General features: G+C 71.9%; 20 protein-coding genes. 14 read left to right on the forward strand and 6 right to left on the reverse strand.

Annotated elements, in window-relative coordinates; translation table 11 throughout:
* The first annotated feature begins 14 nt into the window (after window positions 1-14).
* Window positions 15-689 (forward strand): hypothetical protein, encoded by a 675-nt coding sequence (locus AB0P08_RS15210; protein WP_363590406.1) that lies wholly within the window; start codon window positions 15-17, stop codon window positions 687-689.
* Between the two features lie 272 nt (window positions 690-961).
* Window positions 962-2641: an ABC-F family ATP-binding cassette domain-containing protein gene (locus AB0P08_RS15215; protein ID WP_363590407.1), complete on the forward strand. Its 1680-nt coding sequence runs from the start codon at window positions 962-964 to the stop codon at window positions 2639-2641.
* 91 nt (window positions 2642-2732) lie between these two features.
* Here AB0P08_RS15215 and AB0P08_RS15220 read toward each other — a convergent pair whose 3' ends face one another.
* The 4 genes from AB0P08_RS15220 to AB0P08_RS15235 form a co-directional block, all read right to left on the reverse strand.
* The gene (locus tag AB0P08_RS15220; protein WP_363590408.1) at window positions 2733-3158 is read right to left on the reverse strand and encodes a DUF1801 domain-containing protein; all 426 of its coding nucleotides are present in this window, start codon (window positions 3156-3158) and stop codon (window positions 2733-2735) included.
* Window positions 3158-3766 (reverse strand): HhH-GPD-type base excision DNA repair protein, encoded by a 609-nt coding sequence (locus AB0P08_RS15225; RefSeq protein WP_363590409.1) that lies wholly within the window; start codon window positions 3764-3766, stop codon window positions 3158-3160. Before AB0P08_RS15225 ends, AB0P08_RS15220 begins: the two co-directional genes overlap by 1 nt.
* Before the next feature lie 18 nt (window positions 3767-3784).
* Window positions 3785-4537 (reverse strand): class I SAM-dependent methyltransferase, encoded by a 753-nt coding sequence (locus AB0P08_RS15230; RefSeq protein WP_363590410.1) that lies wholly within the window; start codon window positions 4535-4537, stop codon window positions 3785-3787.
* Window positions 4538-4711: 174 nt separating this feature from the next.
* Entirely contained in the window at window positions 4712-6028 is a 1317-nt protein-coding gene (locus tag AB0P08_RS15235) for a glutamyl-tRNA reductase (protein ID WP_363590411.1), read from the reverse strand.
* 72 nt (window positions 6029-6100) lie between these two features.
* On the opposite strand from AB0P08_RS15235, the gene hemE reads away from it, so the two are divergent.
* Window positions 6101-7123 (forward strand): uroporphyrinogen decarboxylase, encoded by a 1023-nt coding sequence (gene hemE, locus AB0P08_RS15240; RefSeq protein ID WP_187662565.1) that lies wholly within the window; start codon window positions 6101-6103, stop codon window positions 7121-7123.
* 51 nt (window positions 7124-7174) lie between these two features.
* On the opposite strand, the gene AB0P08_RS15245 is transcribed toward hemE, so the two are convergent.
* The gene (locus AB0P08_RS15245) at window positions 7175-8068 is read right to left on the reverse strand and encodes an NAD(P)H-binding protein (RefSeq protein WP_363590412.1); all 894 of its coding nucleotides are present in this window, start codon (window positions 8066-8068) and stop codon (window positions 7175-7177) included.
* Window positions 8069-8134: 66 nt separating this feature from the next.
* Here AB0P08_RS15245 and AB0P08_RS15250 point away from each other — a divergent pair, with 66 nt between their 5' ends.
* From AB0P08_RS15250 to AB0P08_RS15300, 11 genes are all read left to right on the forward strand, one after another.
* Window positions 8135-8446 (forward strand): metalloregulator ArsR/SmtB family transcription factor, encoded by a 312-nt coding sequence (locus AB0P08_RS15250; RefSeq protein WP_060921528.1) that lies wholly within the window; start codon window positions 8135-8137, stop codon window positions 8444-8446.
* Between the two features lie 92 nt (window positions 8447-8538).
* Window positions 8539-10047 (forward strand): protoporphyrinogen/coproporphyrinogen oxidase, encoded by a 1509-nt coding sequence (locus tag AB0P08_RS15255; protein ID WP_363590413.1) that lies wholly within the window; start codon window positions 8539-8541, stop codon window positions 10045-10047.
* Window positions 10048-10217: 170 nt separating this feature from the next.
* Window positions 10218-10631, forward strand: a complete 414-nt coding sequence (locus tag AB0P08_RS15260; RefSeq protein WP_259954394.1) for a hypothetical protein — start codon at window positions 10218-10220, stop codon at window positions 10629-10631.
* 1 nt (window position 10632) lies between these two features.
* Window positions 10633-11040 carry a phage holin family protein gene (locus tag AB0P08_RS15265; protein WP_259954392.1) on the forward strand — a complete coding sequence of 136 codons (408 nt, stop codon included), beginning with the start codon at window positions 10633-10635 and terminating at the stop codon, window positions 11038-11040.
* A complete protein-coding gene (locus AB0P08_RS15270; protein WP_025104872.1) occupies window positions 11027-11299 on the forward strand; it encodes a hypothetical protein in 273 nt (90 codons plus the stop codon). Before AB0P08_RS15265 ends, AB0P08_RS15270 begins: the two co-directional genes overlap by 14 nt.
* 76 nt (window positions 11300-11375) lie before the next feature.
* Window positions 11376-12056: a hydrogen peroxide-dependent heme synthase gene (gene hemQ / locus AB0P08_RS15275; RefSeq protein ID WP_370429007.1), complete on the forward strand. Its 681-nt coding sequence runs from the start codon at window positions 11376-11378 to the stop codon at window positions 12054-12056.
* 5 nt (window positions 12057-12061) lie between these two features.
* Window positions 12062-13063 carry a hydroxymethylbilane synthase gene (gene hemC, locus AB0P08_RS15280; RefSeq protein ID WP_187662560.1) on the forward strand — a complete coding sequence of 334 codons (1002 nt, stop codon included), beginning with the start codon at window positions 12062-12064 and terminating at the stop codon, window positions 13061-13063.
* A complete protein-coding gene (locus tag AB0P08_RS15285) occupies window positions 13060-13857 on the forward strand; it encodes a uroporphyrinogen-III synthase (RefSeq protein ID WP_187662559.1) in 798 nt (265 codons plus the stop codon). Before hemC ends, AB0P08_RS15285 begins: the two co-directional genes overlap by 4 nt.
* Complete coding sequence (gene hemB, locus AB0P08_RS15290) at window positions 13854-14831, forward strand: porphobilinogen synthase (protein WP_280567767.1); 978 nt, start codon at window positions 13854-13856, stop codon at window positions 14829-14831. The genes AB0P08_RS15285 and hemB overlap by 4 nt, the downstream gene beginning before the upstream one ends.
* A 96-nt stretch (window positions 14832-14927) precedes the next feature.
* Window positions 14928-16250, forward strand: a complete 1323-nt coding sequence (hemL, locus tag AB0P08_RS15295; RefSeq protein WP_363590414.1) for a glutamate-1-semialdehyde 2,1-aminomutase — start codon at window positions 14928-14930, stop codon at window positions 16248-16250.
* A 305-nt stretch (window positions 16251-16555) separates the two neighbouring features.
* Window positions 16556-17005 (forward strand): hypothetical protein, encoded by a 450-nt coding sequence (locus AB0P08_RS15300; RefSeq protein ID WP_136052962.1) that lies wholly within the window; start codon window positions 16556-16558, stop codon window positions 17003-17005.
* A gap of 50 nt (window positions 17006-17055) precedes the next feature.
* On the opposite strand, the gene AB0P08_RS15305 is transcribed toward AB0P08_RS15300, so the two are convergent.
* A complete protein-coding gene (locus tag AB0P08_RS15305; protein ID WP_363590415.1) occupies window positions 17056-18948 on the reverse strand; it encodes an ATP-binding cassette domain-containing protein in 1893 nt (630 codons plus the stop codon).
* Between the last annotated feature and the right edge of the window lie 105 nt (window positions 18949-19053).

A 19053-nucleotide genomic window follows, 5' to 3' on the forward strand; every position in this document is an offset into this window, starting at 1 on the left:
GGGAATCGTCGCCCGTGCGTCCGGTCGCGGCCATCGTGCTCGGCGCGCTCGCCGTGTCGTGGATGATCCTCACGGTGCTCGACCTGCGCGAGAACGACGGCGCAGGCCCGATCATCGCGATGTTCGGCATCCCGGCGCTCCCGGCGGCGCTCATCATCCAGATCGTGATGGCGCGGCTGGGGGAGCGCAAGCGGGTGCCGAAGGCCGTGTTCTGGTGGGTGCTCGCGGTGCTGCCGCTCGGGACCCTGGCGGGCTTCGTCGTCGCGATCCTCCGTGACCCGGACTACTTCATCGCGGACGAAGGCCCCTGGATGCTGATCTGGGTGCCGATCTTCATCGTCGTGGGGCTGCTGCTCGGCGCCCTCGTCTGGTTCTTCTTCGTGTTCCCGCTCGTGTCGCTCGTGACGGTGATCCGCATGATCGCGCGCGGGGAGGCGAAGCCCGGCGCCCTCATCATGCCGATCGTGCTGCTGAGCCTCGGGGTGCTGAGCATCGTGGGCGGACTCTCGATCGACACGGACAGCAGCGGCCGCGCGTCGTGGGGATCGATCATCGCCGCGTTCCTCGGCCTCCCTGGGAACTACGAGGTGATCTGGGAGCCCGGCCTCTGGATCGTCCGCGGCATCGTCCTCGCGATCATCCTCCTCTTCGCCGTCCCCGCCGTCCCCGCCCGCCTCCGCTCTCGCTGAGACCCCGGGTTCTCGCCGAGCCCCCGGGCCGCGTGTGGGGGTAGGTCGGGGTCTCGCCGAGAAAGCGGGGTCTGGCGGGCGCAGAGTGACCCTGCTATGGTCGCTCCTCGTGGGTACTCTGATTCGCTAGATCGGGACGCCGCGTCGAGAGCTCTTCTCCGCGGTGGGTCCTGAGCGACCCGCACCCGAGCAGGGTGCGGTCGAGGTTCCTGTTCCCCGCGTCATCGACGCAGATCCCGGCGGTGCGCGTGCGCCGCCGGAGAGGACCCCTCATGTTCCCTGTACCCTCGCCTCCTTCCGACACTCCGGCCCGCGTTCATCGCGAGTGCGCGCTGCAGGCCGCCTCCGTCCGGTTCGCCGACCGTCTCGTGCTGAACCGCATCGATCTCGCCGTCGGACCCGCCGACCGCCTCGCCGTCATCGGCGACAACGGCGCCGGGAAGTCGACGCTGCTCGATCTGCTCGCCGGTGCTCTCGCGCCGACATCCGGGGAGGTGCGGCTCGACCTCCCCGGCGGGATCGCTCATGCCCGGCAGAACCCCGTGTTCGCGGATGGAGCGTCGATGGCCGATGCCATCGACGATCTCCTCGGCGACCTCCGCGTGCTGGAGCGTGACCTCGGCCGCGCGTACGAGCTCCTCGCCGCCGGGGGATCCGCCGAGCGTGCGCAGCAGATGGCCGCTGTGGCCCTGTTGCAGGACCGTTTCGAGTCCCGCGGCGGATACGACGTCGACCGTCGCATCGACACCGCCCTGGAACAGCTCGGGCTGGGCGGAGTGGACCGCGCGCGACCGGTGGCCGCGCTGTCGGGCGGAGAACGGGCGCGGCTCGCTCTCGCGGTCGCCCTCTCTTCCGGAGCCGAACTGCTCCTCCTCGACGAGCCCACGAACGACCTCGACGACCGGGCGCTGACTTGGCTCGAGGAGCGACTCGCCGCGCACCGCGGAGCGCTGGTGGTCGTGACCCACGACCGCGACTTCGTGGACCGTTTCGCGACGGCTGTCGTGCAGGTGGAGGACGGTCGGATCCGCCGCTACGGCGATGGCTACGCCGGGTTCCTGCGAGCGCGCGAGGCCGAGAGACGTGCGGCGGCCGCGCGCCACGAGGAGTGGAAGGCCGAGGTCGCCCGGGCCGAGTCGCTGCTCGCCGCCAACGCGTTCCGGCTGCAGGCGATCCCGCGGAAGCTCGAGCTCGACGGCTTCGGTCATGGCGCGTTCCGGGCGCGGAGCCGCGACCACGGTGCCGTCGGACGCATCCGCATGGCGAAGGAGAGGCTGGCGCGGCTCCGGGCGGACCCGTGCCCACCTCCACCGGAGCGGCTGCGGTTCGTGGTCGCAGCAGAGGATCGGGCACCGCTCGACGACCCGCTCCTGACCCTCGATGCCGTCTCCCTCCGTGAACCGGGACGACGGCTCGACGTGTCGCAGTGGACGATCGAGGCCGGTTCGCGGTGGCTCGTGACCGGGCCGAACGGCGTCGGGAAGACGACGCTCCTCCGCCTCCTCGTCGGCGAGCTCCTGCCTGCATCCGGGACGCTCCTCCGCGCCGACGGCGTGCGGTTCGCGTTCCTCCGGCAGGAGGTCGACACGCGCCTGCGAGGTACCGCCATCGAGGTCTTCGCGGCGCGGACGGGGACGCCGCCGGCGGATGCGCACGACGCTCTCCTGGCTCATGGACTCTTCCGCGGGCCGGAGGCGGACCGCGACGTGCGGACACTCTCGGTCGGGCAGCGTCGCCGGCTGGATCTCGCGGTGGCCCTGGCGTCGCGGTTCGACCTGCTGCTGCTCGATGAGCCGACGAACCATCTCGATCCCGAGCTCGTGGAGCAGCTCGAGGGCGCCCTCGTCGACCATCCCGCCGCCGTCGTCACGGTGACGCACGACCGCCGGTGGCGGCGTCACGCGGCGCACGCGCGGCGCGTGCAGGTCGAGGAGGGGGTGGCTACCATCTGAGACCCCGCCCTCCCGCCGAGACCCCGGGCCCCACACGTCCCCACGCCGGGGTCTCGGCGGTAACCCGGGGTCTCGGCGACAGGAGGGGGAGCTACGACGTGATCGTCAGGTGCATACGCGCGTCGCCGCCGGACTCGACCCAGGCGCGCGAACGCTCGAGGATCCCGCGCAGCACGTCGAGGTCGACCTGATCGAGGTCCTTGATGTAAAGGCAGCCCACCCCTGTCGTGTGCGGGCCGAGCGCGCCGAGAGCCTCCGCGTGGGCGTCCACGCTGTCGAGGAGGTAGATCGTGGTCGCGGACTTCCGGGGGGCGAAGCTCAGAATGCCGCTGTCACCCTCCGTCCCGGTGGGGTAGCGGTAGTGGCAGGAGCCGAACCCGATGATCGAGCCCCAGGTCTGCGGTTCGCGTCCGGAGATGTCCCGCAGGAGAGCGGTCAGCGTCTCCGCATCACGGCGACGCACGGCCGGGGAGGAGCGGGCGATCAGCCCCGCGACGTCGTCCCCGGTCGGCTGCACTACTTCGCCGCCTTCGCCGCCGCCTTCATCGCCTTCTTGTACTCGCGCACCTTCGTCAGCGATTCGGGCGACACGATGTCGGCGACGCTGCGGTACGAACCGTCCTCGCCGTAGGGAGCGGAGGCCTCCCGCCAGCCCTCGCCGGTGAACCCGTACTGCTTGCCGAGGAGGGCGAGGAAGATCTTCGCCTTCTGCTCACCGAAGCCGGGAAGAGCCTTGAGTCTCTTGAGCACCTCGGCGCCGCTCGGCTGGCTCCCTGAGCCTGTCGAAGGGCCTGAGCCTGTCGACGGGCGCGTCCAGAGGGCGGCGGCGTCCCCGTCCCAGTCGTCGACGAGCGCCTGGCACAGGGTCTGCACCCGCGTCGCCATGGATCCGGGGAACCGGTGCACTGCGGGGGTCTGCCGGAAGGCCTCCAGGAACTCCTCCGGTGCCATGCCCGCGATCGCCGAGGCATCCGCGGCGCCGGTGCGCTGCTCGATCTTGAGCGGACCGGAGAACGCGGTCTCCATGGGGATCTGCTGGTCCAGCAGCATGCCGATCAGCAGAGCCGTCGGGTTCTCGGTCAGCAGGGCGTCGGCGGCGGTGTCTCCGGTGATGTGAAGGGCCATGAGTCCCATCCTCTCTCACTACGGGGCGGCGGATTCGCAGATGCAGAGCTGGGTCGAGGAGCCCGCCCCGAAGAGGCTGCCGTCCCAGCCGCCGAAGCGCTCGACCAGTCGGAGTCCGGCATGCGCAAGGAGCACCGGCAGTTCCTGGGGGAAGATGATCCGCACCTCGATGGACACCGTCTGGAAGTCGGGCTCGGAGTCCGTCGAGAAGTACCAGGTGCCGCGCGTCACCTGTGCGGCGGCATCGTAGGCGTCCGCGACGTCGACGCGGACGTCGCCGCGGTCGGGATCGGCGAATGTCGTGCGCGGGCGCCGGACCCCGTCGGCGTCAGCCAGGAGCCGCACGTCGGGATGGAAGACGTCGAAAGCGAAACGTCCGCCGGGCGCGAGGTGCCGCCGTGCCGCGCGGAAGCACTGCACGATGTCGTCAGCCTCGTGCAGGTGCAGCAGAGCGTTGCCCGCGATGAAGATGAGGTCGAACTCGTCGCCCAGGTCGAAGTCGCGCATGTCGCCGTGCTGCCACTCGACGGACACACCGCGCTCCTCAGCCTTCTGACGTGCCACAGCCAGCATGTCGAGCGACAGGTCGAGTCCGACGCTCGGGTGCCCGTCGGCCGCGATCGGGATCAGCTTCTGACCGGTTCCGCATCCGAGCTCGAGCACGCGACCGCCCACGCTGTCGGCTTCGGCGCGGTAGAAGTCCACGGCTGCCTCGCTCGTCGGAAACAGCAGGTCGTACAGCCTCGCGTCCGAGTACAGATCCTGGGTCATTCGCGCCTCCTCGTGCCCCACGCTCTCACAGCGCGGATCCTCGCGCAGCCCATGGCTCCCGCACTCTGGTCCATCAGCATGTCGACGCGCAGCACACGGCTCTCGTTCCGCAGCGTCGGCGGCGGTGTCTCCGGTGATGTGGAGGGCCGCGCCTCCCATCTCGCCCACACGGGATCAGGCTGTGGCGGCGTCTTCGACCGTGTCCGCGGCAGGGGCGATCCCGTACAGCGTCGCGAGCGCGGCGGCGAACTCGTCCGCGCGACCGGCGGCGGCGAGCTCATGAGCCCGCACGGTCGGCGTGTGCAGCAGCACGCCGGAGAGGTGCCGGAGGGCCTGCTCGACCTTGCCGTCCTCGTCGCCGCGGGCGCGCGCACGGTCGATCTCGCGCTCCAGCAGCTCGAAGATGTGCGACCGGAACGCCACCACCGACGGGGTCACGCTCTGGCGGGCACCGACGACGTGGAAGGTCTCCGCGGCCTCGCGGACGACGCTCCGGGCGGCGTCCGTCGCCTGCAGCTCCTCGAGCGGGGCGTGCAGGCGGATGGTCTCCAGGTCCAGCAGCGCGACGCCCTCCAGTGCGGCCACGGCCGGGTCGACGTTGCGCGGCATGCCGAGGTCGACCACCAGCCGGCTCGGGACACCGGTGGTGCCGCTGGTCGCGCTGACGGGGCAGCCCGCGGCGGCGAGGCCGACCGGGAGCTGCAGGTGCTCCGGGCCGAGCACGGGCTCGGTCGCGGTGGTGCAGGTGATCAGCAGCGTGGAGTGCGCCGCCGTGCGTGCGTACTCGTCTGCCGGAACCGGGCGGATGTCGTGCTTGGCCGCGAAGATCTCTGCGCGGCCCGAGGGGGAGTAGACGGAGATGTCGACGGCGCCGCGCTCGCGCAGAGTCGCGAGGGTGACGGCGGCGTAGGCTCCGGTGCCGACCAGCAGCACGCGCTCGGCCGACCAGTCGGCGATGCGGCTGTCGGCGAGCTCCAGTGCGAGACGCACGAGAGATCGACCGGCGCGGCCGAGGGCGGTGACGTTCTTGACCTTGCGCTGCGCCTGGCTCGCGCGCTGGAACAGGCGCTCGAGCTCGGGGGAGGTGGTGCCGTCCTTGCGGGCGGACTTCAGGGCACGCCGCACCTGGCCGGCGATCTCGCCCTCGCCGGAGACGACGGACTCGAGACCGGAGGCCACGGAGAAGAGGTGCTCGGCGACGCGGCGGCCGGAGTGCACGGCGTAGGCACCGTCGAGGTCGGCGGCGGGAATGCCGGTCGCGGACTCGACGGCCTCGATCACGGCTTCGACGCCGATGGCGCCGGCCGCGGTCACGGGCTCGTCCATCTCCACGTACGCCTCGAAGCGGTTGCACGTCGCCAGGACCACGGCACCCTGCACGCACGGCGCCATGCCCACGATGGTGGGAGCGACGTCGTCGGGGGTGCGGCTCAGGCGTTCGAGCAGTTCGAAGGAGGCGGTCTTGTGACTCGCCGTCACACACAGCAGCACCCTTCGATTGTACCCGAGCGTACGGAGCCGGGACTCGGCGGCTCCCTAGGCGCCGGATGGGAGGATGGGGGCATGGCACTCTCCGACGCCCCGCTGCTGCGCGCCCTCACCGGCGACCGCCCCGCCACCGCTCCGGTCTGGTTCATGCGCCAGGCGGGCCGGTCCCTGCCCGAGTACCGGGAGCTGCGGGTCGGCACGCGTATGCTCGACGCCTGCCTCACCCCCGACCTCGCCGCCGAGATCACCCTCCAGCCCGTGCGGCGGCACGGCGTCGACGCGGCGGTGTTCTTCAGCGACATCGTCATCCCGCTGCGTCTCGCCGGCGTGGACGTGGAGATCGAGCCCGGCCGCGGCCCGGTCTTCGCGAACCCCGTGCGGACGCTGGCCGACGTCGACCGCATCACGGCGATCGATCCGGACAGCCTCGACGGCAGCGCGATCGCGGAAGCCGTCGGCATCGTCGCCGCCGAGCTCGGCGACACCCCGGTCATCGGCTTCGCGGGAGCCCCCTTCACGCTCGCGGCGTATCTCGTCGAGGGCGGTCCGTCCAAGGAGCACCTGCGTGCGCGCGGCATGATGCACGCGGAGCCCGAGGCCTGGCACCGTCTCGCGGGCTGGCTGGCGCAGATCTCGCGGCGGTTCCTGGAGACGCAGCGCGATGCCGGCGCCGCGGTCGTGCAGCTCTTCGACAGCTGGGCGGGTTCCCTCAGCCCCGCCGACTACCGCACCTTCGTGGCGCCGCACTCACGGACCGCTCTGGACGGCATCGGGGTCCCGACGATCCACTTCGGCGTCGGCACCGGCCCCTTCCTCGGCGACATGCGGCTGGACGGCATCGCCGACGGCGTGGGGGTCGACTGGCGGCTGCCCCTCGACGAGGCCGCCGCGATCCTCGGCCCCGACGTCTCGGTGCAGGGGAACATCGACCCCGCGTTCCTCGGCGCGCCGTGGCCGGTGCTCGAGGCGCATGTCCGCGACGTGCTCGAACGCGGTCGCGCGGCCCGCGGACACATCCTCAACCTCGGCCACGGTGTGCCCCCGGAGACCGACCCCGACCAGCTCACCCGTATCGTCGAGCTGGTGCATGCCGGCTGACCTCCGTTCGAATCGCCTGCTTTGCGGCATCTGCGGCCCAGATGCAGCCATTCAGGCGATTCGAAGCGCGCGCACCAGCCGCAGATCCGAAAGACCGAAGCGCCCGGTGGGCAGCGCCGCGCGGATGCTGGCGTCGTCGAACGGCCGTGAGGGGCGGATGCCCTCCGGCGGCTCCGGCGCCCACGGTGCCGGTTCGCTGACGCCCTCCGCGAGCATCCGCGCCTGCGCCTTCGCGACCAGGGGCACGACCATGGTCCACTCGGTGAGCTGCGCGAGCACCCGCACGACCCAGGCCGGAACGGGGAGGAACGCGGGACGACGTCCGGCGACGCGGGCGATCCGGCGGATGGCCTCCCCGAGCGTGACCTCGTCCGCCCCCATCACGGCGACCGTCGGCTCCGGGATGCGGCCCTCGAGCGCGGCCACCAGCACGTCCGCGGCATCCTCGACGGGGACCGGGCGGGCGGTGCGTTCGCGGTAGCCGACCGTCCAGAAGAAGGGGAGGGTGCGGACGGCACGGGTCACATGGTCGACCATGTGATCGCCGGGGCCGTAGATCATCCCGGACTTCAGGATCGTGTGCGGGAGCCCGGAGCCGCGGATGATCTCCTCGGCCTCCCACTTCGACTCGTGGTAAGCGGAGCCGCAGTCGGGCCGGGCGCGGAGGAAGCTCACCATGACGAGCCGCCGGACGCCGGCGCGGCGAGCGGCCTCGACGACGGCGGCCGTGCCCTCGACGTGCACGCGGCGGAAGGTCTGGTCGCCGATCTCCCGGTTGATCCCGGCGCAGTGGGCGACGGCGTCGCATCCGGCGAAGGCGGCGGTCAGCGCGTCGACGTCGGTGATGTCCGTGCCGGAGCGTCGGGAGATCACCACGGGCTCCTCCAGGCGATCGGCGAGGGCGCGGCCGACGAATCCACTGCCTCCGGTGATGGCGACCTTCATGGTGTTCTCCTTCGCTAATTAGCTATCTGGCGAAACTGTATCTAGCGAAGGTGCTATATTGCAAGCATGGCCGACAGCGCATCCGACATCTTCGCGGCGCTCGCCCATCCCACCCGGAGGCAGATCCTGCAGGACCTCAAGGAGGGGGAGCTCGCGGCCGGGGAGATCGCGTCCCGCTTCTCCGCGAGCGGCCCGACCATCTCCCGGCACCTGAGCGTGCTGCGCCAGGCGGGCCTCGTCTCCGAACGTCGCGATGCCAACCGCATCTTCTACTCGCTCGTCGGTGAACGCCTCGCCCTCTCCGTCGGCGACTTCCTCTCCACGGTCTGTCCCGAGCAGATCGTCCTCCGCGAGGTGCGCAAGCGCGGTCGGGCCTGACCTCCGTTCGGATCGCGCACCTGGCGGCATCCGCGGCGATTATCCGGCCAATCGGGCGATTCGAAGCACAGGGGCGGTGAAAGGATGGAGGCATGAGCCCCGAGCACCCCGCACCCGCTGAACCGGCCGACCTGGCCGCCCGTGCCGCACGGAAGCACGTCGTCGTGGTGGGCGGCGGCGTCGGCGGACTCGTGGCCGCGCGGGAGTGCGCGAAGGTCGGCATGCAGGTCACGCTGCTCGAAGGGTCCGAGTCCCTGGGTGGCGTGATCCGCAGGGTCGCGCTGGACGGTGTCGTCGTCGACGCGGGCGCGGAGAGCTACGCGACGAAGGGCGGGCACGTCCGGGCTCTCGTGAACGACCTCGGTCTCTCCGACCGCGTCGTGACGCCGCAGGCGGGAGGCGCGTGGCTCGCCGGACTCCCCGGCGGCGGCGCGGCTCCGCTTCCGGCCGGCGGCATCCTCGGCATCCCGGGCAACCCCTTCCAGGACGACGTCCGCCGCATCATCGGCTGGTCGGGCGCCTGGCGGGCCTATCTCGACCGGGTGCGCCCGCCGCTCACCATCGGCCACCAGCTGAGCCTCGGCCGCCTCGTCGCCTCGCGCATGGGGGAGAAGGTGCGCGACCGCCTCGTCGCCCCCGTCACCACGGGTGTCTACTCCGCCTCCCCGGACGACGTGGACATCGACGTCGCCGCCCCCGGACTCAACGCCGCCCTGACCCGCGTCGGATCCCTCTCCGGGGCGGTGCTGGCCCTCCGTGGTGAGGCGGCGTCGCGCGGCGCGAAGACTCCCGGTGCCGCCGTCGAGGGGCTCGTCGGCGGGATGAGCGTGCTCGTCGACGCCCTCGCGGCCGACCTCGACGAACTCGGTGCGACCGTGCGCACCCGTGTCCGAGCTCGTCGCCTCACCACCGACGGCACCACCTGGCGCGTCGTGGTCGAGGAACCCGCCGCGGAGGAGCCGATCGAGGGCGAGGAGACGACGCAGGAGGCGGAACTCGCCGCCGACGCCGTGATCGTCGCAACCTCCGAGCACGGGGCGCGGGAGCTGCTCGCGGGCGCCGTGCCCGCCCTCGCGGCCGCTGACGCGGTACCGGCCCCCGAGATCGAGATCATCAGTCTGCTGCTCGACGCGCCCGCGCTGCGCACCCCGCCCCGGGGCACCGGCGTGCTCACGGTGCCGCACAGCCACACGGCGAAGGCGCTCACGCATTCCACGGCGAAGTGGTCCTGGGTGCGGGAGGCCGCCGGCGACCGGGAGGTCGTCCGCGTCTCGTTCGGCGCCCAGGGGGAGCCGGCGGCGACGGCGGCGCTGGACGACGGGGCCGCGGTCGACCTCGCCCGCCGGGAGGCCTCGGCCCTCCTGGGGGTTCCCCTGACGGCCGACCAGGTCGTGGCAGGCCACCGGGGGCGCTTCGTGCAGGCGCAGCCGGCATCGATCATCGGGTCGGGAGAGCGCCGCGCGGCGGCGCGTCAGGCTGTGCAGGCGGTTCCCGGTCTGGCCGCGGTGGGGGCCTGGCTGGCCGGCACCGGGCTCGCGCAGGTCGTGCCGGACGCCGCGGAGGAAGCCGAGCGCCTGCGTCGCGCCCTCCTCTGGGACTGAGTGCGCGCGGGGCGTACGCGAGTGCGCTCCGGGGCTCCGTGTCAACCCTCTCATCGATTGATGCCGAAATCGGCATACGGCGTTACGCTGGGTACCTGATCGCGGCGGAGACGCGGGCGATCGGGCGTCCCCCGGGACGGACCACAGCCGGAACAACGTGAGGAGACCCCATGAAGGGGAAGATCGGACTCGTCGTCGGACTCGGCGTCGGCTATGTGCTCGGCACCCGCGCAGGACGCGAGCGTTACGAGCAGATCAAGACGCAGTGGCTGAAGGTCTGGAACACGGACCCGGTGCAGGAGCGCGTCGACAAGGTCAAGGGCTTCGTCGGCGACAAGGCCGCCGCGGTTCCCGGCGCGGTCTGGACCGGCGCCGTCAAGATCGTCAAGTCGGTCAAGGGTGACGGTACGCCCGGCCAGAAGCTCGACGCGGTCATCGCCTCCGGCAAGGACGCCGCGGAAGAGATCTCGGACGCCGCGGAGGACGCGGTCGACGAGGTCAAGGAGCGCGCGGCCGAGGCCCAGAAGCCCGCGGCGTCGAAGCCCGCCGCGAGCAAGCCCACCCCGCGGAAGTCCGACGACTGACATGCCCCGCGGATATCGGGATCGCGCCGACGACAGTCTGCTGACGCTGCTCGGCGACCTGCCGGAGCTCGTCACCACCCTCGTCAAGGCCGAGATCGACGCGGCCAAGGCGTGGGTGTCGCGCACGGCGAAGGATGCGGGCGTCGGCTCCGTCTGGTTCCTCGTCGCGCTGTTCTTCCTGTTCTGGGCCGTGCCCGTGATCCTCGTGTTCGCGATCGCGGGACTGTCGTCGTGGTGGCCGGTCTGGCTGTCCGCGCTGGCGGTGTTCGGCATCCTCATCGTCGCCGTGCTGCTGTTCGCGCTGCTCGGCATCCTGAAGTTCCGCAAGGTGCTCCGTCGCCAGAACCCGGCACAGGCCGTGGCCGAGGACATCCGAATCGTGAAGGAGGCCGGCGATGAGCACCCCTGAGTCTCTGCCGCGCACCGCGGTCCCCGCGGGAATCGTCGATCCCGTCGCCTCGGCGCGGGCGGAGTTGAAGGCGGCCCTGGCCGCCATCGAGGTCAAGGGGAACATCCCCCGGCGCGTGGAGAAGGCGTCGGCGCGGGCGGCCGTGAAGGCGCGCGCGTTCGCCGACCGCAACCCCGCCGCAGCGATCGCCGCGACCGTGGGCATCGCCGCCGCCGTCGGCGGGGCGGTGTGGGCCATCGCCCGCGCCATCGCCCGCTGATCGACCCCCGTACCGCCCTCGCGTGGGGGCAGTATTCCCCTGATTAGCGGCTCCTCCGCAAAGGGGGCAGACTGGGATCATGTCCGACCTGCGTGAAGAGAACCCGTCCGGTTACACCCTCTGGGCCGTCTGGCGACGCAATCCCGATGCTCCCGTCACCGAGAACGACGCGACCGAGGTCGAGTCGATCGTCTCGCACATCGAGGACTCGGGCGTCACCGTCCGCGGCTTCTACGACGTCTCCGGGCTCAAGGCCGACGCCGACCTCATGGTGTGGCTGCACGGTGCCACGGCCGAGGAGCTGCAGCGGGCGCTCCGTCGCCTGCGCCGCACCGAGATGCTGCGTTCGCTCCTGCCGGTGTGGAACGCCATGGGTGTCCACCGCGACGCCGAGTTCAACCGCGCGCACGTCCCCGGGTTCCTCCGTGGCATCGAGCCCAAGGACTGGCTCGTCCTCTACCCGTTCGTCCGCACCCCGGAGTGGTACCTCGCGCCGGAGGGGGAGCGCCGCACGATGCTCGCCGACCACGGTCGCAAGGGCGCCGCGTTCACCGGTGTCATCGCGAACACCGTCGCAGCCTTCGCGCTGGGCGACTACGAGTGGCTGCTGCCGATGGAGGCGGACGAGCTCACGGACCTCGTCGACATGATGCGCGACCTCCGGTACACGGATGCCCGCATGTTCGTGAAGGAGGAGGTGCCGTTCTACACCGGGCGCCGCCTGCGCTTCGACGAGATCGCGGACGTGCTGCAGTAAGCGCCATGAGCACCCCCATCCGTCTCGGCACCCGTCGCAGCGCGCTCGCGCAGGCGCAGTCCGGTCACGTCGCCGCCGCTCTCGAGAAGGTCACCGGCCGCCGCGTCGAGCTCGTCCCGATCACCAGCGAGGGCGACACCAATCGTGCCTCGTTGTCGGAGATCGGCGGCCTCGGCATCTTCGCCACCCGTCTCCGTGAGGCCCTCCTCGCCGGCGAGTGCGACTTCCTCGTGCACTCCCTCAAGGATCTCCCGACCGCGGTGCCGGAGTCGCTCGTCATCGCCGCGACGCCCCGACGGGAGGATGCCCGCGACGTGGTGCTCACCCGACACGGCATCCCGCTGCACGAGCTGCCGGCCGGGAGCGCCGTGGGAACCGGGTCGCCCCGCCGCATCGCGCAGGTCCACCGCCGTGCGCCCCGGGCTCACGTCGTGGACATCCGCGGCAACGTCGACTCCCGCCTCTCCCGCGTCGCGTCCGGAGAGTTGGACGCCGTGATCCTCGCCGCCGCCGGGCTCTCGCGGCTGGGCACGGACTCGCCCCTGCATCGCGAGGAGCTCGGTCTCGCGGAGTGGCCGACGGCGCCGGGCCAGGGGTCGCTGGCGGTAGAGACGCGGGCGGATGCGCCGGAGGAGCTGCGCGCGGCGCTGTCGGCGCTGGACCACCGCGAGACGCGGCTCGCGATCACGGTCGAGCGGGCCATCCTGGAGGGCCTGGACGCCGGTTGTCAAGCCCCCATGGCGGCGCACGCCGTCGTCCAGGGGGCCGAGATCCGCGTCAGGACAGTGGTCTACGCCCCGGACGGGGGTCGCCGGATCGGTCTGGACGTCACGGAAGCCCTGAACGGGGAGTATATTCATCGGAACGGCAGTGGCAATGGTGCGGATGCTGCCGATGGTGCAGACCCGATGCACGCAGCGCGTGAGTTCGGGCTCGCTGTTGCCCGTCGGCTGCTCGATCAAGGGGCGGCCGACCTCGTCCCTCAAGAGCAATCCGAATTGTCATGACCACTTCTGAAAGCAAGCAGGACCGACCGCTGGACGGCTGGCGCATCCTCGTGCCCCGTGGTGGACCCTGGGGCGACAGCGTCGCCGCGAGTCTCCGGAACCTCGGGGCCGTTCCCGTCGTCGCCCCGCTCATCAACTTCGCGCCCACGACGGACCAGGCGACGCTCGACCGGGCGCTGGAGCAGCTCGCGGCCGGTGAGTTCGATTGGCTGACCGTCACGAGCGCGACCACAGTGGACGTGTTGTTCGCCCACCGCGCCGTCGTGCCGAAGACCACGAAGATCGCGGCCGTCGGCGAGACGACGGCCACGGCGCTGCAGGCCGTGGGCTACGAGGTCGCCCTGGTGCCGGAACAGGACAACTCCGCGCAGGGCATGGCGCAGCAGCTCATCGCCCTGGAGCACGAGCCTCGCCGGATCCTGGCGCTGCGCAGCGAGATCGCCAAGCCCGTCCTCAGCCTCCTCCTTTCCGACGCGGGGCACGACGTGCACGGCGTCGTCGCCTATCGCACGGTCGGTGTCCCGGTGACGGAGCGCATCCGCCGCGATGTCGAGAACGGCCGGATCAACGCGATCCTCATCACCAGCGGTTCGGTGGCCGAGCAGGTGCGGGAACAGTTCCCCGAGATCCCGGACGAGACGCTGCTCGCGGCGATCGGTCCCCGCACGGCCAAGGACGCCGAGCGCGCCGGTCTCCCCGTCTCGGTGGTCGCCGACCGACAGACCATCGATGCGCTGATCGAAGCCGTCTCGCAGTTCACCCTTCCGCACGCGGCAGACGAGTTCGCGCCGTGAGCTTCCCCGACATCCGCCTGCGCCGACTTCGCCAGTCGCGCGCCGTCCGCGACCTCGTGCGCGAGACCTCTCTCGAGCCGCGGCAGCTCGTGCTCCCGCTCTTCGTCCGCGAGGGCCTGAGTGAACCGGTCGCCATCGGGTCGATGCCCGGTGTCGCCCAGCACTCGATCGACTCGCTGCGCGCTGCGGCCGTGGAGGCCGCGGAGGCCGGGGTCGGCGGCGTCATGCTGTTCGGCGTTCCCGCGGTGCGCGACGCCCGGGGCTCCGGCGCGGACGACCCGCAAGGCATCCTGAACGTCGCCACCGAAGCGCTGGCGGCCGAGGTCGGCGACGCCCTCGTCGTGCAGACCGACCTCTGTCTCGACGAGTTCACCGACCACGGTCACTGCGGCGTCCTCGCCGCCGACGGCTCCGTGGACAACGACGCGACCCTGGAGCGGTACGCCTCGATGGCCCTGGCCCAGGCGCGCGCAGGGTCCCAGCTGCTCGGGCTGTCCGGGATGATGGACGGCCAGGTCGCCGTGATCCGTCAGGCGCTCGACGCCGAGGGGTTCACGGACACGCTGATCCTGGCGTATGCCGCGAAGTACGCGAGCGCGTTCTACGGCCCGTTCCGCGAAGCCGTCGACTCGCAGCTCCAGGGCGACCGCCGTACGTACCAGCTCGACCCCGGCAACCGCCGCGAGGGCGTGCGGGAGGCCCTGGTCGACGAGGACGAGGGCGCGGACATCGTCATGGTGAAGCCGGCGATGGCCTTCCTGGACGTGCTCCGCGAGGTGCGCGACGCCGTGACCGTCCCGGTCTGGGCGTACCAGGTGTCGGGCGAGTACGCGATGATCGAGGCCGCCGCGGCGAACGGGTGGATCGATCGGCGTGCCGCGGTGCTCGAGTCGCTGCTCTCGATCCGTCGCGCGGGTGCCGACGCGGTGCTGACCTACTGGGCCACGGAAGCCGCCCGCTGGCTGCGCGGCTGAGCCTCCCTCCTGTCCGCAGACGGCCTTCGAAGGGCAGGCGGCGGGTTAGCCTGGAAGGGATGCCGGGAGAGCTCCGTGCATCACGGAGGAGCCTCGATGACCGACCGCAATGACGACCTTTTCTCTGCCGCCCGTGCGGTGATCCCCGGCGGGGTGAACTCTCCGGTGCGCGCCTACGGGTCGGTCGGCGGGACGCCGCGGTTCCTCGCCTCGGCGCGGGGAGCGACCGTGACCGATGCCGCGGGCAACGAGTACGTCGACCTCGTCGCGTCGTGGGGCCCCGCCCTGCTCGGCCACGCACAGCCCGAGGTCGTCGCCGCGGTGCAGGAAGCCGCCACCCGCGGGCTCTCGTTCGGCGCTCCCACCGAGGGGGAGGTCGAGCTCGCCGCGCTCATCGCAGACCGCGTCCGCTTCGGCGAGATCCGTCCCGTCGAGCGTGTCCGGTTGGTCTCGACCGGCACCGAGGCCACCATGACCGCCATCCGCCTCGCTCGCGGCGCGACCGGCCGCGATCTGCTCGTGAAGTTCGCCGGCCACTATCACGGACACTCCGACGGCCTGCTCGCCGAGGCCGGCTCCGGGGTCGCCACCCTCGCGCTGCCCGGCTCGGCCGGCGTGCCCGCGCCGATCGCTGCGCAGACGCTCGTGATCCGCTACAACGACCCGGAGGCGCTCGCCGCCGTCTTCGCCGAGCACGGCCCGCGGATCGCGGCCGTCATCGTCGAGGCCTCGGCGGCGAACATGGGCGTCGTCCCTCCGCTGCCGGGCTTCAACCGCCTCATCGCGGAGACCGCCCACGCGCACGGCGCCCTCATGATCCTCGACGAGGTCCTCACCGGATTCCGGGTGCACCCGGCGGGCTTCTGGGGACTCCAGGCGGAGGCGGGGGAGGACTACCTGCCCGACATCCTCACCTTCGGGAAGGTCGTCGGCGGCGGTATGCCGCTGGCGGCCCTCGGCGGTCGTGCCGAGGTCATGGACCTTCTGGCGCCGCTCGGCCCGGTCTACCAGGCGGGCACGCTCTCCGGGAACCCGCTGTCGGTGGCCGCGGGCCTGGTCACGCTGCGACTCGCGACGCCCGAGGTCTACGCGACCGTCGACGCCGCGGCCGCTCGGGTGTCGTCGGCGCTGGACTGCGCGCTCGGCGAGGCCGGGGTCAGCCACGCTCTGGCGTCGGCCGGCAATCTCTTCAGCGCGTCTTTCCGGGCGTCCGCTCCGCGCGACTACGCCGAGGCGCAGGCGCAGGAGTCGTTCCGGTACGCGGCGTTCTTCCACGCGATGCGCGAGCACGGGGTCGCGCTGCCGCCGAGCGTCTTCGAGGCCTGGTTCCTCACCGCCGCGCACGGCGAGGACGAGCTCCAGCGCATCGAGGAAGCCCTGCCGCACGCCGCCCGGGCCGCCCTCACCGCGCGTCCCTGACTTCCGCCGCCGCTCCTCTTTCGCGCGAGGACAGGCGCCCGCGCGGGAACAGGCGCCACTGGACCCTGCTGCCTGAGGTCGCGCGGATGCCTGCGCAGGGAGCGGCGGTCGCGAGGTCGGCGAGATCAGGCGCTCGCGCGGAGTCAGGCTTGCACTCCCGGTAGCGGCCTGTTCCGGCGTGAGCGCCTGTCCTCGCGGGAGGTGGTTGCTGCGGGTGGGCGTGTGGGTGATTCCGACAAGGGATCGTTGCGTTCCTGTGAGCAACTTCCAGCCAACCGGGAGGGCGGCGCTGGCAGACTGGGGACATGGTGACGTTGTTGCTGGACCAGACGCAACTCGAGGTCGTGCTCTCGCCCATCGAACGTGCCGCCACCTTCCACCGTGAGAACGTCCGCATCGTGCGCGACACGATCACCAAGGTCCAGCTGACCGATGACGCCTGGACCTGGCTCCGCGGCGTCCCGAACCCGGGCACCCACATCCCGGGCGTGCTGGCGGCGGGGAGCTGGAAGGCCGCGGGCAGCCTCGACTTCGTGCTGATCCGTCGCCGTCGCCCCAGCGTGGTCGTCGATCTCGAGGGCGACCCGCAGTACAACCGGCTGATCCTCACCACCCGGCACGGCCTCGCGCTCACGCAGGCTCTCCGCCTGCCCGTGTCAGAGGAGCCCGCGACGGTCGAGGAGATCGTCGCCACGGCCCCGACTCCCGTCTCGAAGGGCAGTCGTCGGCCCGTCATCCGGCCCCGTCCGGCCTGACCTCAGACGCAGAACGCCCTCCCGATCGGGAGGGCGTTCGTGTGTGCGGTTCAGCCGTGGTTCTCGTCGGAGTGCGCGCCGTGGTCCTCGTCCGCCTGCTCCTCGGACGGGGTGGCCTCGGCGGGGGCGTCGCCCTCCGCGGACGCGAGCGGGTAGTCCCGGGGCTCGTCCTCGTAGTAAGCGCGGGCGGCGGCGGCGAGCATGGAGCTCACGGCCGCGGATCGCGGGTCCTCGTCGTCGGTCGCGGGATCGGAAGCCTCTGCCGGCTGCGTCGTGTCGGCGGTCGCGGTCTCGTCGTTCCACCCGGACGCGGCGTCGAGCTCGGAGAAGAACTCCACGCCCGCGGGCTCCGGTTCGTCGGCCGCGGACTCCGCGTCCTCGGTGCCGGTCGTGTCGTCGGCGGCGTCGATGTCAGACGGAGCCTCGGGGCCCTCGATCTCGGCGCCCGCTGCGGGGACGGATGCGTCGGGTGTCGTCTCGTCCGACTCCCCTGGGGCGGGAGCGTCCTGTCCTGCCGACTGCTCGGGCGACGTGCGCGCCTCCGCCGTGTCTTCGTCCGCCATCTCGGCGGAGGATGCCGCGAACAGGGCGGCGAAAGACCGTCGCGGGGACTCGGTCGCGGGCACCGGCGCGGGAGCGCCGAAGAGGATGTCGTCGAACGAACGCGAGGAGTCGGACTCCGCATCGGACGCGGTGTCGGGCTCCGCGCCCGTCTCCTCCTCGGCATCGCTCAACGTCAGCGCGGCGGTCTCCTCGACCACGGGGAGGACCTGGATGGTCTCGTCGCCCGCAGCGGTCTCGACCACGGTCACGAGCTGGGTGGTCTCGTCGTCGACCGGGCCCTCGGCTCCCGCCGTCTCGTCATCGTCGCCGGACCCGGTGGCCGCGGCGTCGCCGGGGGTCTCCGTGCTGAGGTCATCGGCGAGAGCCGCGGCACCGCCGGCCGCGAGAGCGGAGGCGGCGGCACCGGCGGCCGCATCGCCTGTCGTGGCCGTCTCGGTCCCGGTCGAAGCGTCTTCCGACGGTTCGAGCGCCGGAGCGGTGTCGAACCGGCCGCCGCGCATGAGGTCGATGAAGACGTCCTCCAGCGTCGGGCCGCGCTGCACGAGCGTGCTCAGAGCGATACCGGCGTCCGCAGCCACGGCACCCACTCGGCTCGCGTCGGTGCCGCGCACGGTCAGGCCGGAGCGGAGCACCTCGATGTCGAACCCGGCGGCGACCAGTGCGGTCGTGAGGCCCGGGCGATCGACGGAGTCGACGACCACCGAGCCGCCGGCCGGATCGGCGAGGGTCTCGATGCCGCTCGACAGCACGAGGCGTCCCTTGGAGAGCACGAGGACGTGGTCGGCGACCTGCTCGATCTCGCTGAGCACGTGGGACGAGACCAGCACCGTGCGGCCTTCGTCGGCGAGGCGACGCATCAGCAGACGCATCCAGCGGATGCCCTCGGGGTCGAGACCGTTCGCCGGCTCGTCGAACACGAGCGCTCCGGGGTCGCCGAGCAGCGCGTGGGCGACGCTGAGGCGCTGGCGCATGCCGAGCGAGAACCCGCCGATGCGCGTGTCCGCTTCGCCCTCCAGGCCGACCAGGGAGATCACCTCGTCGACGCGGGCGAGGCGGATGCCGTTGGCCTTCGCGGCGATGGTGAGCTGACGACTCGCGGTGCGGCGCGGCCGGTAGGCCGTCTCCTCCAGGACCGCGCCGATGGTGCGCAGTGGCTGGCGCAGCTCCGCGTACGCGACGCCGCCGATCGTGGCGGTGCCGGACGTGGGGCGCACCTGGCCGAGCAGGATGCGCAGGGTCGTCGTCTTGCCCGCGCCGTTGGGGCCGAGGAAAGCGGTGACCGCGCCGGGCTCGACCCGTGCGGAGAAGTCCGAGACGGCCGTGACCTCGTTGAAGCGCTTCGTCACATTCGTGAACTCGAGCACCTGTCCTTCGGGCATCCGGGACCTCTCGTTGCGATGAACAGTTCCTCCTATCCTGCCGGAAAACCGCCCCGGAACCCGCATTTCGTGCGGAATCCGGCCGCATGCGACGGGGTAGCCTGG

Origin of the sequence: Microbacterium meiriae (assembly GCF_040686935.1) — a bacterium.
Taxonomy (GTDB): domain Bacteria; phylum Actinomycetota; class Actinomycetes; order Actinomycetales; family Microbacteriaceae; genus Microbacterium; species Microbacterium meiriae.